The organism is Ulvibacterium sp., assembly GCF_965228935.1.
Classification (GTDB): domain Bacteria; phylum Bacteroidota; class Bacteroidia; order Flavobacteriales; family Flavobacteriaceae; genus Ulvibacterium.
Genome location: NZ_OZ245846.1, coordinates 2,782,853 through 2,797,948, shown reverse-complemented (window position 1 = coordinate 2,797,948; position 15,096 = coordinate 2,782,853). Strand labels below are relative to the sequence as shown.

Sequence of the window (15,096 nt, the reverse complement as noted above, 5' to 3'; positions counted from 1 at the left end):
GTAACATTTTTTATGTACTTATCTTTTGCTACTGTACTTGTCATTCAACCCTTCACCGTTAAGAATTTTTCCAATACTTCTTTCAATCCGTGATTCACGTGTCCTGGACTGTTTGGGTGCCGAAAAATAAAGAATATAGCCTCTTTGTCTTCCTGGTGTCAATGCCTCGAAAGCGGTTTTAAGGATTGGATCTTCCTCAAATTTTCTTTCCAGTTCTTCCGGGATAGGCTCTGGATTTTTCTTGAAGTTTACCTTTAAACCCAGCCTTTCTATTTCAACGGCTTCATGGATATACGTTTTTAGCTCCGCTTCCATTTCCTTGATTTTCCTAGAATCCGTAAACTTGATCAATCGCGCAGCCTGCGAATTTGCTCCGGGCTTCTCCAAAACCCCATGGGTATCGCTCAATAGGGCTCCCTTAAAATAACTAATGGCGCAATACTCCTTGAATGCACTGACCAGGAGCACGTTTTTATTTTGAAAAGTGTAGCATGGGACACCCCATTTCGATTCCTCCCGTAAACCGCAATCCAGAACCAATAACCGCAATAGCTCCAATTCCGGTATCCACTTATGGACTTTACAGTCGAGTGTACCTCCAAGCGGACAACGTCCACAGCCTTCCATCAAATAATTATCAACCGTTTTAGTCATTTGTCTTTCCCAATTACTCAAACAGCCTTCGCCCGGGGAAAGGGCATATAGCTATACTTTAGCTTTGGGTGGTAATGTGTCCTTTCCTTTTCAATATAAACATTTTGGGTGTATTATTTTGTAATACGATACACGGTCGCATACGTCTTTGCCTCTATAAATGTACTTTCCGACTTGATTATAGAACGAAGTTTTTGTGAGACGGCATCATAAAGACCATTCTCCCCTAAAGATTGAAGTAACTGGTTGTAATTATCTTTGTACGATAGCAATACGTGTGAAATATCCGGTATTGCTATTTCTATTGACATGTCGCCCACCTTTTCCTTTTCTACATTTACATGTTCCTGATTCAATCCGTCGAAGTTTACCAGATGATCATAATCTAATTCCTGTACAACCAAAGGTTTCAAATTTAGCATTTCGAGTATGACATCCAATGCCAATTCAAAATCATAGATGATTATTTGGGAATTATGCTTGCCCACTCGTACAACCTCATCCAGCAATTGTTGGGATTTTCCATAGTATAGGGAACCGGCAAAGGTAATCAGGTCAAAGAAGTTATCTGGAAATTCGAAATTTTGGCCGTTGTAGTGGCTATACGTTATCTCGGGATCGGCTATTGATTTTTCCAACATCTCCTTGCCGGGTTCGATCCCGATGACCTTTTTACAAAAATGGGTCAATGCCATGGAAGATTGCCCGGTTCCGCAACCCACATCCAACCCCAAAGAACGCTCCGTATCCGTTTTCAAACATTCCTTTAAAATCGGCAAATGCAACGATGGTCGAAAAGCTGCATAATGAAATGCCGTAATTTGATCATATTCTCCAGCCATAGCCATTGTGCATAGAATTTAGGGATGTTGTCTTTTAGTATCGTGCCTTAATTGTTCCTAGTAGTGGGCTTCAAAGTACATTTTAGCATCCTTTATAGTATTATGAGCTCCTTTTGTTTTGAATTAGTTTAGTATACGACTATATACAATTTTCTTGAATTCCATTTATATCCTTCAAAATACTTCGTGGTGGCCTATGGTAGAAATGAAAGTCGTACACATTGTTCTCAGCTGGCCTTTTTTAGTACTTTGATCATTGTGATTGCCGTTTCTTCTTCCTCATAAAACTCAAACCCACATCTTTCGTAAAGTTTTTTTGCTGGATTTAATTTGTCAACGCTCAACGATAACTTGTTCACACCCCTTCTTAAAAATTCATTCTCAATTTGATTTATTAAAGTTGTTCCTATTCCACTATTCCTATACTTTGGCTTGACGGCCATACTGATTTCAGGAGTGTTTTCATCTACAAATCCGTATCCCTTTTTGCTTTTTTCAAATTTCCTGCCCCAGATTGCGCCAATTAACTTATGGTCTTTTACTCCAACAATAGCCAGGTCACCTTCTTGTTGGTTCCAATTTTCTACATATTTTATTAGGTCTGGACTTTCGAGTATTGACTTAGGAAATTTCGGTTTTCCTGGCGGGACAAATAACGCCTCATAAAGCATTTCTTTTAAAAACTGGTATTCATCCTGTTTGATCAATCGGTAATCGATATTCATTTTTTCTTTTTCGCTTTATGGGGACATAGGAGTATAGACCGGATGATTTCCATGGTTTCATGGTTGGAATTACAATTATTAGAGCAACCATGGGGAGCTACCTAGTTGATTCCCTCAATAAATTGCACAACAGTAGTTCAATGTGAAGCATCCTTTTTCGGTCTGACCATTCTAGAAAAGTAAATTGTCCAATATCAGGTCCGAAATGGAGACCATACCGATATACTCCCCATTTTCCTCTACCGGGGCCATGCGAAACCCTACTTTCATCAACAAGCTGGCCACGTAGCGCACTTCCATATCCGCCGGAACGCTTATGGCCGGTTTGGTCATGATCTCAAATACGTTGACCTCTTCGGAAGTCTTGTCGGGAATGATGACCCCTTTGATCAGATCGTGTACGACCACAATACCATAGGCATCCTGCGGGTGGCGTTTTTTAACGATCAAGGCCTCCACGCCTTCTTTGCGCATTAACTCAACGGCTTCCTTGGCCGTGGCCATCCCATCTACTAAGACCACCCGTTTGGTCATGACGTCCTTGGCCCCTTGAAATCCTCTTTTTGTATCCATGTTTGTTCTAATTAACGCTTAATCTCTGTTTCCCTAAATTACGGAACGTCCTAAAAATACTTGTCCCTGGCCTGTTTTTTGAACTTCTTCATTTGACTTTCCAAACCGGCAATATGTTCCACCGGTAAAACAAAGGCGATCCCTGTTCCGGGCTTATCAAATTTACCGGCTTCCCGGATAACCTTTAAAAGATTTTCTACCACGTGCTCCTCTACCAGAAACACGATAATATCCGTCTTGTCCTCGATACTGAGCCCAAAAAAGGACTTGGCTTCATGGATTCCGGTACCTCTGGCCGGAATAATGGTAGCACCGGTAGCCCCGGCTTCCTTCATGGCATCCACAACATCATCGCAGATATTGGGCTTAACAAAGGCCATAATCAATTTAAACTGCATCTTTCTCCATTTTAATTTTTAATACTCTATTTTTTAAGCTCATCACCTGGGCATAACCCAATACGGTTATGATGGGGAACAAGCTGGCAAAGGCGATAAGGCCAAATCCGTCCACTGCGGGATTCCTGCCCGGAACGGCGCTGGACAGCCCGAGTCCTAGGGCGGCCACCAAGGGCACGGTAACGGTGGAGGTGGTAACCCCACCCGAGTCGTAGGCTATCGCAATGAGTCGTTTTGGTGCAAAAATAGTCTGCACGATTACCACCATATACCCTGCCATGATATACACGAACAACGGCGTTCCGGTCACTATACGAAATGTGCCCAGGGCCAAGGCAAAGGCAACGCCGATGGCTACGGTAATCCGAAGCCCCCATGGGCTGATGGTCCCGGCAGATACCTCGTCGGCCTTAATGGCGACCGCAATAAGGGACGGTTCCGCAATGGTAGTGGAAAATCCGATCAAGGCGGCAAAAATATAAATCCAGTAATACGATCTCCAATCCGTCAACGCATTTCCACCGGCGGTTATAAAATCGGGATCGGATAGTTGTGTCGCCATGATCTTTCCTAAGGGAAAAAGGGCCTTTTCCAGTCCCATAAGGAATAGGGCGAGCCCGATTACCACATAGACCCCTCCCAAGATAACCTTCTTCAAATGGGGAATCGGTTGCTTTAGGACTGCCAACTGAAAGAAAACGATCAAAAGCAGGATAGGCAATACATCCCTAAGGGTGTATACCAAGATCCATAAAAATTCTAGCATAAAATCGAACATGGACGTGTCTTTAACTAAACCAAAACAATCCGTAAGCCATAACAAAGACCATAGGTAAAAGTGATGCAAAGGCAATAAGGCCAAAACCATCCAACAAAGGACTCCTACCCTTAATAACGGTTGCCAGACCAACTCCCAATGCCGTTACCAAAGGTACGGTAATAGTAGAAGTGGTGACTCCGCCGGCATCATAGGCCAGACCTACGATTTCCTCAGGGGCAACGATGGTCATTAACATGACCAATACATAGCCACCTATAATCAAGTAATACAACGGCCAGCCCTTAAGGATACGCAATACACCGATCACAATGGCCAGACCCACGGAAAAGGCAACCGCCAGGCGCAGACCAAAGGCATAGGTCTTCATGGTACTTTGATCGTTATCGATTAGACCGGCACCTGAAGATATCTCCGAGGCTTCCTTGGCAACGGCTATCAAAGCCGGTTCGGCAATGGTAGTGGCGAAGCCCAAGGCGAAGGAAAAGGTCAACAACCAAAAAAGACTTCCTTTCTTTGCCAGTGCGTAGGCCATGGCCTCCCCAATGGGAAACAATCCAATTTCCAGTCCTTCGATAAAAAGCATTAAGCCGATTATGACGAACAAAATGCCTATTATCACCTCACCGATTTCCGGGAATGGCTGTTGAATAACGGCGGTTTGGAAAAAAACGACAACTACAATTATTGGAATCAGGTCCGTAACGGCGGCCCATAGTTTTTTTGATATGTCCAGAATAAAGGCCTTATACATGAGGCCTTTTCCGTTTTGCCCAAAACCTTGTTATACCCATCCCCTTTAAAAATTGTCCCGTAGTTCTATGATTACCCCTGCGAAGCCCCAATACATCAATGGGAAGCTCCACAATGCAACATCTATTTAGTCCTTAAATCTTGAAAAAGGAATCCACGAATTCATACTTATTGAAAACCTGTAGATCCTCCATGCCCTCGCCTACTCCAATATATTTGACGGGAATCTGAAACTGATCCGAAATGCCTATGACCACCCCGCCTTTTGCGGTTCCATCCAATTTGGTCACCGCCAATGCCGTTACCTCGGTGGCCTTGGTAAACTGTTTGGCCTGTTCAAAGGCATTCTGTCCCGTAGAGCCATCCAACACCAATAAGACCTCATGCGGAGTATCGTCCACCACTTTTTGCATTACTTTTTTTACCTTGGTCAGTTCGTTCATTAAATTTACCTTGTTATGCAGGCGACCCGCCGTATCTATGATTACGACGTCGGCTCCCTGAGAGACCGCCGAACTTAGGGTGTCAAAGGCAACAGAGGCAGGATCGCTACCCATTTTTTGTTTTACTATTGGCACATCTACCCGATCTGCCCAGACCTGCAATTGGTCTATGGCCGCGGCACGAAAGGTATCGGCAGCGCCCAATACCACTTTTAATCCCTGTTCTTTGAATTGATAGGCCAGTTTTCCAATGGTCGTGGTCTTCCCAACCCCATTGACGCCAACGACCATAATAACATACGGCCTTTTATCCATAGGGATGCTGTATTCCGTTTCTTCCCCGGTATGGGTTTCGGAAAGTAGACCAGCAATTTCTTCCCTAAGAATAGTATTCAATTCATCTGTCCCCATATACTTATCCCTGGCTACCCTGGCCTCGATACGCTCAATGACCTTAAGGGTGGTGTCCACACCAACATCAGATGTTACGAGAACTTCTTCCAAATTGTCCAATACATCAGCATCCACCCTGGATTTACCAGCGACCGCCTTGCTCAATTTGGAGAAAAAGTTGGTCTTGGTCTTTTCTAGCCCCTTGTCCAATGTTTCCTTTTTCTTGGCGGAAAATATATTTTTGAATAAGCTCATATGTCCTAAAAAATGCTTTTTTCAAAGATATGAAAGTAAATGGCGTAAACCCAAGGGAAAGTCCCATGTACAAGATGAAGAAATCACACGAACGAGCGGATATTCATCTATACGAAAATACCACGATTGAATCGACATAGGAAAGCATAGAGAGGCTATCGGCCCTTATGGCAGGAGATCGGCATCATAGGGTTGTACTGCATCCCATTTTTTTGAAACTTGGTCATAATCCAAAAAAAAGCCGTTCATCAGTTGGTGAACGGCTTTTTAGATATGTTTGGAAGTTTTGTTACTTTTTCGCGATCCATTCGTTTACCAATTCCGGTGGCATAACGGATTCTACAAAAGTATACGCGCCTGATTTGGGCGATTTCACCATTTTTATTGCCTTGGTCAATCTCTTTGAGGTGGATTGTAAAGTTGCTACCGTTTTCTTTGCCATGACTCGTATTGTTGAATGTTATTTCCCTGTTCCGGAAACTTACTTAATTTCTTTATGAACCGTTACTTTTCGAAGAATCGGATTGTATTTTTTAATTTCTATACGCTCTGGAGTGTTCTTCTTGTTTTTTGTGGTAATGTACCTGGAAGTACCCGGAACACCCGAGTTTTTATGCTCCGTACACTCCAGGATAACCTGTACCCTATTTCCTTTCTTTGCCATTGTATTATTTTATGAGTCCTTGTGCCCTGGCTTCCTTTAAAACAGCTGAAATTCCCTTTTTATTGATGGTCTTCAATGCTTTGGCCGAAACTTTTAACGTAACCCAACGATCTTCCTCAGGGATGTAGAAACGCTTTTTGGAAAGGTTTACATTAAACCTTCTTTTCGTTTTGTTGATGGAAAACGAAACGTTGTTTCCGAACATTGCCCTCTTACCCGTAATTTCACAAACTTTTGACATTGCGCTGGATTTTTCTTTAAACAGGGTGCAAATTTATGTCTTTTTTGCGGTACGGACAAAAATTAGTCTAGATTTTTAAAATTTCTTTCTGAAGTAATTCAAGTGCCTTATGGACAGACTTTTGGACGATACGTTCCCTATGATTTCCCATGATGAATTTTTCGGCAAAAACACGCTCTGGAGTCGCTATGGCAATATAGACGGTTCCAATCTCCGCATCCGAATCCCCCTTTGTGGGGCCGGCATTTCCAGTGGTCGCAATGGCGAAATGGGCCTTGAGCAGATGTCTTACGTTTTCGGCCATGATTTCGGCAACTTGGGCACTTACTACGGAGTGTTCACGGAGAATGTCTTGGGGCACCTTAAGTAAGTCCATTTTGGTTTCCGTGGCATAACTTACCACACTTCCCTTAAAATAGGCCGATGCCCCCGGGATACTGGTTAACTGTTGGGCAATCCTTCCCCCTGTAAAGCTTTCGGCAGTGGCTAGAGTCCTATTTTTTTGGGTCAACAATTTTGAAACCACCTCCTCCAAGGTCTCCTCATCCTCAGTTCCATATAGAATATCCCTGATCAAAGGAAATAATTTTTGCGACGCCTCGTCCATGGCATCCACCAAAACTCTCTCACTCGTCCCTTTGGCCGTTAATCGCAATCGGACTTTCCCCAGATTGGGTAAATAGGCCAATTTGATAAAAGGCGGGAGGTTTTCTTCCCAAGATTCCAGTCTCTCGGCAATTGCACTTTCGCCCATACCGTAGGTGACCAAAGTTTTATGAAGGATATAGGGACGCTTATACTTTTCTACGATTTTCGGGATTACCTCGTTTACCATTAAATACTTCATCTCAAAAGGAACTCCCGGAAGGGAAAAGAAGGACACCCCGTCGGACTGCATCCACATACCCGGTGCCGTTCCATGGGCATTGTGCAATACTATGGCCTTGGAAGGTACCCAAGCCTGCTGTCTGTTGATATCCGAAATGGGTGTGGAAATATAATTGGCGAACAAATGTTCGATATAGGCCAAAACCTGGGTATCCTTGACCAAGGTATCCTGGAAAAACTCGCAAAACGCATTTTTGGTAACATCATCCTTGGTAGGACCCAATCCGCCGGTAATAATAACAACATCTGCCCTTTCCTTTGCTTCTGCCAGGGCTTTTTGAATATGGTCGTTATCGTCTTGAACCGAAGTTATCTGGAAAACGGAAACCCCAATCCTGTTCAACTCCTTGGCAATAAAAGCCGAATTGGTATCTACTATTTGGCCAATGAGAATCTCATCGCCAATGGTAACAATTTCGGCTAGCATTATAGACCGAAGTCTTTTTTAAGCTCGGAGACTACCTGATCGATATCCTTTTTAAGAGAGGGAAAAATCCGTTCAATTTCCGCCATATTGGCTTCTTTTTTTCCCAAGGTCTCCATCTCCAGGGCAGCGGCCCTTGTCTGTTCCATGCCCAAAAGATCCACATTGGGCTTTATTTTATGGGCCAATTTGTAGACATCCTGGTAATTCCCTTGCTCCAAGGCGACTTGTAAAGCTTCCAAATCCTGGGGAACTTCGTCCAAAAATACCGAAATAACCGAATTGATGAAATCCTCATCACCCTCGGCCATTTCATTGATTTTATCTAAGTTGTAGATCATTACTTAATTTTTACGGAAAATAGTTCCTGCCCCTCCAATACTCCCGAAAGATAGTCATTTGCCTGAATTCTTCCAACACCGGCCGGAGTACCGGTAAAAATAACATCCCCTTTTTTTAGCATAAAAAACTGGGAGACATAGGAAATGAGCTCATCTATCTTCCAGAGCATCAAGGCCGTATTTCCTCTTTGCACTTCCTCCCCATTTTTAAGGAGTGAAAAATTTAGTTCGTCCAGGTTTTTAAATTCGGTCTTCGGCAGCCACTCACCAATTACGGCCGCCCCATCAAAGCCTTTGGCCTTTTCCCAAGGTAATCCTTTTTCCTTTAATCGGGCCTGTAGGTCCCTTGCGGTGAAATCGATACCCAGACCTATCTCATTGTAATAGGTATGGGCGAATTTCTCTTGAATATGCTTTCCGACTTTCTTGATCTTTACCAACACCTCGACCTCATAATGTACATCATTGGAAAATTCCGGGATATAAAAATCCTGTTCCTTGGGCAGTATGGCCGAATCAGGTTTGATAAATATGACGGGGGAACTGGGTTTTTCGTTAGCCAGTTCCTTAATATGTTCCGTATAATTGCGGCCTATGCAGATAATCTTCATAAACGGGAATTTGGTATTGGGTATCTGTATCGGGGTCGGTGCTTTTTACCCCAACTTGCTATTGAGACTTTTAAGCCGTATTCGTGTCAGCACCTTTTTGGTGTATAGTGGAAAATCAGCATTTTGAATCCATCCGAAATAGCCCGGTTCCTGTTCCAAGACCTCCAAAACCTTTTTACCCCTGTGCTTTCCAAAAGAAAAAATCTCCTCTCCATTATCATCCAAAGCAATGAATCCCGCAAAGTCCACCATCTTTTTGTGCATGGAGAACTCCGCCAGTTTCTTTACATTATTTTCCAATTCCGGATAACGTTCCAATTGGGAAAGCAATACTTCGTAAGTGGCTTGGGTATCCGCCTCGGCACTATGGGCATCGGTCAATTCCTTGCCGCAATAAAATTTATAGGCAGCGGCCAAAGTACGTTTCTCCATTTTGTGGAAAATGGTCTGTACATCTACGGAAACCATATTTTTCATATCAAAATCTATATCGGCCCGAAGCATCTCTTCGGCCAACAGGGGAATATCAAAACGATTGGAATTGAATCCGCCTAAATCACTATCCTTGATCATACCATAGATTTCCTTGGAGAGCTCCTTGAACGTAGGTTCATTGGCTATTTTTTCATTAGAAATGCCATGAACTGCAATTACCTCTTCCGGAATCTTCATTTCGGGATTTACCAACCAGGTCCTGCTTTCCTTATTCCCATTGGGATATATCTTCAAGATGGAAATTTCCACTATCCTATCCTTGGCCACATTGGTGCCTGTGGTCTCCAAGTCAAAAAAACAAATGGGTCTTGTGAGTTTTAATTCCATATGTGGCAAAGATAGCCATAGATTTTCCCTTGAGGGTGGATTACCACAAATTTATTCCAGGGAATGCGAAAACAGCCAAGGCACAAGTTCGGGCTCTGCAAAAGCATTTTCCCAACTGTTATGGTTCACATCTTCGTAGGTAGTGAATTTTACTTCCCCCCCTGCCTTTTTTAGGGCGGCTGCCATTTTTTCGGAATGTTCATAGTCCACCACCATATCCGAATCCCCATGAAACAACCACCAGGGAGTACCGATCAATTGAGGTGCCGTTTCCGGATGGGCGCCGCCACAAATGGCAAAGGCCGCGGCAAAAGTTCCGGGACTCCTTCGCACAAGCTCCAAAGTCCCCATTCCGCCCATGGATAGTCCGCCTACATACATTCGTTTGGAATCTATGTTGTAGTTTTCCGTAAGGTTCTCAATTAATCCCTGAAGTGATTCCATGGCCGTGGTAGGTTCTCCATCCGGATAGAAGGTAAAAGTAAAGAATAATAGAAACTGTTCCTTTTTCACATTGGCCCAATATCCCTCTTCGGGACACTGGGGAAAAACAACAATAGCCGGATATTCCTTTCGGATATCCTCCCGGAGAAATAGATCCGCACCATAACTCAATTGGGCCTCATTGTCATCTCCCCTTTCCCCTGCCCCGTGCAGTACCACTACCAGGGGGTATGCTCTATTCGTATCGTAATCTTCTGGAAGTAGGATACGATAGGGAAGCGTAACCTTTCCATCCTGGAATTCCATCTTCTGATAGGCGGACATATCTTGATCGGACTTTTTTGGTCCGCAGGAGAAAAGAATCAAAACTACAATGACTATACTTTTATACATGTACGATGAATATTTCAATCATCCCAAAGGTAAAAACATATTTTCAAGTACTGAAAGCCCCTTGTTTGATACTATGCTTATTTGGGCTATTTTTGAAAGAATGCCTAGGATTTTATGAACAAGATTAGTCTTTGGGCCAAATAATTCTTCTAAGTAGGTTTTATGGTAAAGTACTTTAAATTGGCCATTATCCTTTGGTCCGTACCGATTTTTTTGTCGGCACAATACGCCGAGGCCCTCATTTACGGAGAAATTTCTTTAAAAAATGGGGAGTCATATACAGGACAAATACGATGGGAAGGCGACCAATCCTTGTGGGGAGATATTTTCAGGGCCGACAAGAACGAGCGGCCGGCACTTAATCTACTTTCCGAAAAAGAACTCAAGCAAATTGACAATCGATCCGATAGCTTTCAATTTGGATTTATGGAGCTCTGGGAGGATAAAAGACCCGAGACCAATTTTTTATTCCAATGTAGTTTTGGTGATATCGAAAGCTTAAAAAGTATAGGAAAAAATAAGGTGTCCCTAAGATTGCGAAATGGTAAAAACATTGTCTTGAAAAAAGGCAAGGGTGGGGATTTGGATAAGGATGTCTACATTTATGACAACACCTCTGGGCGGTTAACGCTAGATTTTGACCGTATTGAATCGATACATTTCAAAACTACCCCAAAAAACCTAAAAAGTCCTTTGGGGTATCCTATCCATGGAAAAGTATTGACCTCCTCTGGAGTCTTAGAGGGTTATATCGCCTGGGACCTGGAAGAACGTTTGGGGAAAGACTTGATAAGCGGTAGACAAAAAGGAACCAAGATAGACATCGAGTTTGCGGATATCCATGAAATAAAGGCACAGGGTGATGGTTCCTTACTATCCCTTAAATCCGGAAAAACGCTTTTCCTTAATGACCATGATGACGTGGACAATGGCAATCATGGCATAGTCATCAGTGGTTCCGATCTTTATCAAGTAAAGGTCAATTGGCAAAATTTTATCTCCCTCACCTTATCAAAACCCTCCTTCAAGATCAATTCATATGAACATTTTAGGGATCCAAAACTTTTACGGGGATCTATTAGAACCAAGGACGGAAAACAATTTAAGGGACAAATTGTATTCGATTTGGATGAAATCTATGACATCGAATTTTTAAATGGGGAGAACAATGGATTGGAATACATTATCCCATTCTGGAAAGTAGATAAAATTGAGCCGCAAAATGATAGATTCTCCGTGGTGTACTTGACCGACGGTAAACAATTGCTCCTTGGTGACCACAATGACGTAACGGATAATAATCATGGACTTATCGTTAGGAGTAAAAACGGTAAAGACAATTATATAGACTGGCGCCATATTAAAACTATAGATTTTGAGTAGGCTACATTTTCGCAATCTCGGCACTACCGGTCTACAGAAGATAATACTTATCTTACTGGCCATTGTCATTATCTTTTTGTGGTCTTATATTGAGCAAGGAAAAGAGGAAGGCAGTTATCCCATTTATCAGGTCGCCATCCTTTGGATTTTAATGTTGGGGTTTTGTCTATGGGGAGGTAATCTCCTTTTGTACAAGGTTTTTGATACGTGGTTTTCGGAAAAACTAAAAGCGGATTCTCTTTTCATCCTACGATTGCTCCTCTCCCTGATATTGTCCATTGTCTATATAAATGTTACCTATGTAATCTTTAAAAACAGGTATACCGACCTTCCGCCAAGTACCGATCAAATAATCCTACTCAATATTTACGGAATACTGTTCTTAATCCCCATTCTTTCCATTCAATTTGGACTGCAGTTTTTGCGAAAGTGGAAAAAAGCCAATCTGGAACAAATACGGATGAAAAAAGAGCAGGTACAGTCCGAATTGATTGCACTAAAATCACATCTTTCACCTCATTTCATGTTTAATAATCTCAATATACTTTCCTCCCTTATCCATGGAAAGAACCAGCTTGCACATGATTTTTTGGATGGCTTTTCCGAAGTTTATAGGTATGTGCTTAAAAATCGGGATGCCGAGCTTATCACCTTAAAGGAAGAATTGGATTTTGTAAGGGCCTACGCCTTTTTGCTGAAACAGCGTTTTGCCGATAATTTAAAAATAGACATAGAGGTTCCGGAAAAAATTCTGGACTTACTCCTGCCACCCTTGTCCTTGCAAATGCTTTTGGAAAACGCCCTAAAACACAATAAACTATCCGATGAAAATCCCTTGGAAATCAGGATCTTTTCCAATACTACTGCCGGGTTAATCGTGCAGAACAATTGTAATCCGAGAAACATACCGGAATATGAAAAGACAGGCACAGGGCTCGAAAACATTAGAAAAAGATATCAGCTCATAGCAAAAGAGGAAATTACCGTGCATGACGACCAAGACATTTTTTATGTAACCCTGCCATTGATACCCAATTCCAAAAAATGAATATTGTAATCATAGAGGATGAAGCGCTGGCCGCCAAGAAGTTGGAGGAATTGGTTTTACGATATAATCCCGGATACAAAATTTTGGCCAAAATTGGTTCTGTTCAGGGAGCCGTCCACTGGTTTAATGCAAATGGGCAACCAGATCTTGTGTTTATGGACATTCACCTTTTGGATGGCAATAGCTTTGAAATCATTGAGCAAGTAACTTTGGATTGTCCGGTAGTCTTTACTACGGCTTATGATGATTATGCCTTGGAAGCATTTGAAGTAAATAGCATAGATTATTTGCTTAAGCCGGTCGGATATTCAAAACTCCAAAAAGCTATGGATAAGCTCATTAAAATTCAAGCCAATTTTGAAGATTCACAGTCCTCACGTTTGTCAAATTTGTTAAACATTTTGGAAACCGGGGACAAAGAATACAAGTCCCGGTTTTTGGTAAAAACTGGCTCTAAACTGTTTTCAATCCCTATGGAGGAAATAGGTCTTTTTTACTCTGAAGAAAAAGTAACCTTTTTAATTACCGAAAAATCCAAACGGTTTATCATAACCCAAACCTTGGATGAACTTGAAAAAGTAATAAATCCCAGACTTTTTTTTCGCGTAAACCGCCAAGTAATACTCCATATTAATTCGGTGAAATTTGTACATAAGTATTATAAAGGGCGTCTCAAAATTGAGCTTCAGAACAAGTGGGCACCAAAAGAGATTATAGTAAGTAGTAGGAGGGTTGCAGGTTTTCAGGCCTGGCTGGATCAATAATCATAGCCTTGTATTGATGATATTGTTGAAGGCTGCCCCGAAGGTATAACTTATGCCAATGGCAAATCCGGTTTCAAAGTCCGTTGCAATCTGTCGTTGCCTAAGGAGCACATCTTCTATGGAGGCATCACCGGCAGGTAGGGTGAGCTGATCTCGTATGAGCTGTAAATTTGTGGAAAGTCTAACGGCCAGACCTTTGTAGACCCTAATGGAGATATTACTATCAAATTCCAGCCTGTTTCTTGCAAAATCCTGCAAAAAGGCAGAAGCTTCCAAATTTGCGGAAATATCGCCCCAAGGCTGTCTAAACCGCACTTCCAAATCCAAGGATTGATTGAATAAATCTTCCTGGATCTCTCCGAAAATGGTTGTTTCCAAATACCTATTGTGGATATATCCAATCTTATACGCAAACGTAATCTCTCTTCGCAGCACCTCACTATAGGGAAAAATGTTGTATTCTATGGCTGGTCTTATATCAAATGAAAAGTCTTGATTGTTGTAGGTATCATGTTTTAGTCCGGAAAAAATACCCAAGGACCAATGATTGGTCAAACTGCGGACGATACTTCCCCTAAAGGCGTACTTTACCCGTTCACTTCTAAACTCTTCGCCATCCCTTTTGAACATACTTCCAGATTCATTAAGTTCCACATCGGTACGGATACGCCAATTTTCGGTAACCTTGTCCCCCTCAAAACCAAGTTCCAGATAAGAATTGCTCCTGCTGGTTTCCCTTTCAAATTCACCTTCGCCATAAACTTGAAAAATCCAGTTCCCCCAAACGTCTTTTGATCGAGGAACACTGTTTTGAGGTTCTTGATGTCCTACAATTTCAAACTCGATTTTATCCGCCAAATGGGATTTCATTAAATAGGCCAATAATCCCAGTTCTATTCTTTTCACCAGCCCTTTGCGTATTTCATCGTTGGTCATATTTGGGGTGGTCTCATAGACCATCTCCTTCTTCATTTGGTCAAATTGATGGTTCCTGCCCATAAAATTAAGGGTGTAGGAGCGCCCTCCATTGGCCATTCCTATATCAAAGATGAATAATTGTATATCTGCCAATGCCTGATCCCGAACGTGGTTCGTATACGGGATTTCCTGGCGGATATAGTTTTTATCACAATTGCATTCCGTGTATAGTTTGATGGTATCGTCTTGGGCCAAAATATAGGACGAAACAGAGAATAGGATTCCCGGAAAAATCACATTCTTGATACTGTTAATGAAGGACATTGGTTTTTTCGCAAAGA

General features: G+C 42.2%; 20 protein-coding genes. 3 read left to right on the top strand and 17 right to left on the bottom strand.

Annotated elements, in window-relative coordinates; genetic code table 11:
* Positions 1–18 precede the first annotated feature (18 nt).
* From ACO06Y_RS11845 to ACO06Y_RS11770, 16 genes are all read right to left on the bottom strand, one after another.
* On the bottom strand, positions 19–654 hold the full coding sequence (locus ACO06Y_RS11845; protein WP_422084035.1) for a YdeI/OmpD-associated family protein: 636 nt from the start codon (positions 652–654) through the stop codon (positions 19–21).
* A 113-nt stretch (positions 655–767) separates the two neighbouring features.
* Positions 768–1,502, bottom strand: coding sequence for a class I SAM-dependent methyltransferase (locus ACO06Y_RS11840; RefSeq protein WP_422084034.1), 735 nt, complete (start codon positions 1,500–1,502; stop codon positions 768–770).
* A 221-nt stretch (positions 1,503–1,723) separates the two neighbouring features.
* A complete protein-coding gene (locus tag ACO06Y_RS11835) occupies positions 1,724–2,221 on the bottom strand; it encodes a GNAT family N-acetyltransferase (protein ID WP_422084033.1) in 498 nt (165 codons plus the stop codon).
* Positions 2,222–2,392: 171 nt separating this feature from the next.
* Positions 2,393–2,794 (bottom strand): CBS domain-containing protein, encoded by a 402-nt coding sequence (locus tag ACO06Y_RS11830; protein ID WP_422084032.1) that lies wholly within the window; start codon positions 2,792–2,794, stop codon positions 2,393–2,395.
* 50 nt (positions 2,795–2,844) lie between these two features.
* Entirely contained in the window at positions 2,845–3,192 is a 348-nt protein-coding gene (locus ACO06Y_RS11825; RefSeq protein ID WP_422084031.1) for a P-II family nitrogen regulator, read from the bottom strand.
* Positions 3,182–3,958: a DUF1538 domain-containing protein gene (locus ACO06Y_RS11820; RefSeq protein WP_422084030.1), complete on the bottom strand. Its 777-nt coding sequence runs from the start codon at positions 3,956–3,958 to the stop codon at positions 3,182–3,184. The genes ACO06Y_RS11825 and ACO06Y_RS11820 overlap by 11 nt, the downstream gene beginning before the upstream one ends.
* Before the next feature lie 22 nt (positions 3,959–3,980).
* The gene (locus ACO06Y_RS11815; RefSeq protein WP_422084029.1) at positions 3,981–4,724 is read right to left on the bottom strand and encodes a DUF1538 family protein; all 744 of its coding nucleotides are present in this window, start codon (positions 4,722–4,724) and stop codon (positions 3,981–3,983) included.
* 133 nt (positions 4,725–4,857) lie between these two features.
* Entirely contained in the window at positions 4,858–5,814 is a 957-nt protein-coding gene (gene ftsY, locus ACO06Y_RS11810; RefSeq protein WP_422084028.1) for a signal recognition particle-docking protein FtsY, read from the bottom strand.
* Positions 5,815–6,103: 289 nt separating this feature from the next.
* The gene (locus tag ACO06Y_RS11805) at positions 6,104–6,256 is read right to left on the bottom strand and encodes a DUF4295 domain-containing protein (protein WP_422084027.1); all 153 of its coding nucleotides are present in this window, start codon (positions 6,254–6,256) and stop codon (positions 6,104–6,106) included.
* A gap of 39 nt (positions 6,257–6,295) precedes the next feature.
* The gene (rpmG, locus tag ACO06Y_RS11800; RefSeq protein WP_120714000.1) at positions 6,296–6,478 is read right to left on the bottom strand and encodes a 50S ribosomal protein L33; all 183 of its coding nucleotides are present in this window, start codon (positions 6,476–6,478) and stop codon (positions 6,296–6,298) included.
* 4 nt (positions 6,479–6,482) lie between these two features.
* Positions 6,483–6,719 (bottom strand): 50S ribosomal protein L28, encoded by a 237-nt coding sequence (gene rpmB / locus ACO06Y_RS11795; protein WP_422084026.1) that lies wholly within the window; start codon positions 6,717–6,719, stop codon positions 6,483–6,485.
* 67 nt (positions 6,720–6,786) lie between these two features.
* Positions 6,787–8,034, bottom strand: a complete 1,248-nt coding sequence (locus ACO06Y_RS11790; protein ID WP_422084025.1) for a competence/damage-inducible protein A — start codon at positions 8,032–8,034, stop codon at positions 6,787–6,789.
* A complete protein-coding gene (locus ACO06Y_RS11785; protein ID WP_422084024.1) occupies positions 8,034–8,372 on the bottom strand; it encodes an Hpt domain-containing protein in 339 nt (112 codons plus the stop codon). The genes ACO06Y_RS11790 and ACO06Y_RS11785 overlap by 1 nt, the downstream gene beginning before the upstream one ends.
* On the bottom strand, positions 8,372–8,983 hold the full coding sequence (locus ACO06Y_RS11780) for a fumarylacetoacetate hydrolase family protein (protein ID WP_422084023.1): 612 nt from the start codon (positions 8,981–8,983) through the stop codon (positions 8,372–8,374). The genes ACO06Y_RS11785 and ACO06Y_RS11780 overlap by 1 nt, the downstream gene beginning before the upstream one ends.
* 45 nt (positions 8,984–9,028) lie before the next feature.
* A complete protein-coding gene (locus ACO06Y_RS11775) occupies positions 9,029–9,805 on the bottom strand; it encodes an exonuclease domain-containing protein (protein ID WP_422084022.1) in 777 nt (258 codons plus the stop codon).
* Between the two features lie 51 nt (positions 9,806–9,856).
* Complete coding sequence (locus tag ACO06Y_RS11770; protein ID WP_422084021.1) at positions 9,857–10,642, bottom strand: prolyl oligopeptidase family serine peptidase; 786 nt, start codon at positions 10,640–10,642, stop codon at positions 9,857–9,859.
* Between the two features lie 162 nt (positions 10,643–10,804).
* On the opposite strand from ACO06Y_RS11770, the gene ACO06Y_RS11765 reads away from it, so the two are divergent.
* Genes ACO06Y_RS11765 through ACO06Y_RS11755 form a run of 3 tightly spaced genes read left to right on the top strand, consistent with a single transcriptional unit; the run spans position 10,805 to position 13,837 of the window.
* Entirely contained in the window at positions 10,805–12,025 is a 1,221-nt protein-coding gene (locus ACO06Y_RS11765) for a hypothetical protein (RefSeq protein ID WP_422084020.1), read from the top strand.
* On the top strand, positions 12,018–13,073 hold the full coding sequence (locus ACO06Y_RS11760; RefSeq protein ID WP_422084019.1) for a sensor histidine kinase: 1,056 nt from the start codon (positions 12,018–12,020) through the stop codon (positions 13,071–13,073). Before ACO06Y_RS11765 ends, ACO06Y_RS11760 begins: the two co-directional genes overlap by 8 nt.
* Positions 13,070–13,837: a LytR/AlgR family response regulator transcription factor gene (locus ACO06Y_RS11755; RefSeq protein ID WP_422084018.1), complete on the top strand. Its 768-nt coding sequence runs from the start codon at positions 13,070–13,072 to the stop codon at positions 13,835–13,837. Before ACO06Y_RS11760 ends, ACO06Y_RS11755 begins: the two co-directional genes overlap by 4 nt.
* Here the strand turns inward: ACO06Y_RS11755 and ACO06Y_RS11750 are convergent, their stop codons facing one another.
* Positions 13,838–15,079: a hypothetical protein gene (locus ACO06Y_RS11750; RefSeq protein ID WP_422084017.1), complete on the bottom strand. Its 1,242-nt coding sequence runs from the start codon at positions 15,077–15,079 to the stop codon at positions 13,838–13,840.
* Positions 15,080–15,096: the final 17 nt, after the last annotated feature.

What these genes read in the sequence shown, in the direction of transcription:
- ACO06Y_RS11845 (WP_422084035.1), bottom strand. Translation starts at nt 654, where the DNA reads ATGACTAAAACGGTTGATAATTATTTGATGGAAGGCTGTGGACGTTGT.
- ACO06Y_RS11840 (WP_422084034.1), bottom strand. Translation starts at nt 1,502, where the DNA reads ATGGCTATGGCTGGAGAATATGATCAAATTACGGCATTTCATTATGCA.
- ACO06Y_RS11835 (WP_422084033.1), bottom strand. Translation starts at nt 2,221, where the DNA reads ATGAATATCGATTACCGATTGATCAAACAGGATGAATACCAGTTTTTA.
- ACO06Y_RS11830 (WP_422084032.1), bottom strand. Translation starts at nt 2,794, where the DNA reads ATGGATACAAAAAGAGGATTTCAAGGGGCCAAGGACGTCATGACCAAA.
- ACO06Y_RS11825 (WP_422084031.1), bottom strand. Translation starts at nt 3,192, where the DNA reads ATGCAGTTTAAATTGATTATGGCCTTTGTTAAGCCCAATATCTGCGAT.
- ACO06Y_RS11820 (WP_422084030.1), bottom strand. Translation starts at nt 3,958, where the DNA reads ATGCTAGAATTTTTATGGATCTTGGTATACACCCTTAGGGATGTATTG.
- ACO06Y_RS11815 (WP_422084029.1), bottom strand. Translation starts at nt 4,724, where the DNA reads ATGTATAAGGCCTTTATTCTGGACATATCAAAAAAACTATGGGCCGCC.
- ftsY (WP_422084028.1), bottom strand. Translation starts at nt 5,814, where the DNA reads ATGAGCTTATTCAAAAATATATTTTCCGCCAAGAAAAAGGAAACATTG.
- ACO06Y_RS11805 (WP_422084027.1), bottom strand. Translation starts at nt 6,256, where the DNA reads ATGGCAAAGAAAACGGTAGCAACTTTACAATCCACCTCAAAGAGATTG.
- rpmG (WP_120714000.1), bottom strand. Translation starts at nt 6,478, where the DNA reads ATGGCAAAGAAAGGAAATAGGGTACAGGTTATCCTGGAGTGTACGGAG.
- rpmB (WP_422084026.1), bottom strand. Translation starts at nt 6,719, where the DNA reads ATGTCAAAAGTTTGTGAAATTACGGGTAAGAGGGCAATGTTCGGAAAC.
- ACO06Y_RS11790 (WP_422084025.1), bottom strand. Translation starts at nt 8,034, where the DNA reads ATGCTAGCCGAAATTGTTACCATTGGCGATGAGATTCTCATTGGCCAA.
- ACO06Y_RS11785 (WP_422084024.1), bottom strand. Translation starts at nt 8,372, where the DNA reads ATGATCTACAACTTAGATAAAATCAATGAAATGGCCGAGGGTGATGAG.
- ACO06Y_RS11780 (WP_422084023.1), bottom strand. Translation starts at nt 8,983, where the DNA reads ATGAAGATTATCTGCATAGGCCGCAATTATACGGAACATATTAAGGAA.
- ACO06Y_RS11775 (WP_422084022.1), bottom strand. Translation starts at nt 9,805, where the DNA reads ATGGAATTAAAACTCACAAGACCCATTTGTTTTTTTGACTTGGAGACC.
- ACO06Y_RS11770 (WP_422084021.1), bottom strand. Translation starts at nt 10,642, where the DNA reads ATGTATAAAAGTATAGTCATTGTAGTTTTGATTCTTTTCTCCTGCGGA.
- ACO06Y_RS11765 (WP_422084020.1), top strand. Translation starts at nt 10,805, where the DNA reads ATGGTAAAGTACTTTAAATTGGCCATTATCCTTTGGTCCGTACCGATT.
- ACO06Y_RS11755 (WP_422084018.1), top strand. Translation starts at nt 13,070, where the DNA reads ATGAATATTGTAATCATAGAGGATGAAGCGCTGGCCGCCAAGAAGTTG.
- ACO06Y_RS11750 (WP_422084017.1), bottom strand. Translation starts at nt 15,079, where the DNA reads ATGTCCTTCATTAACAGTATCAAGAATGTGATTTTTCCGGGAATCCTA.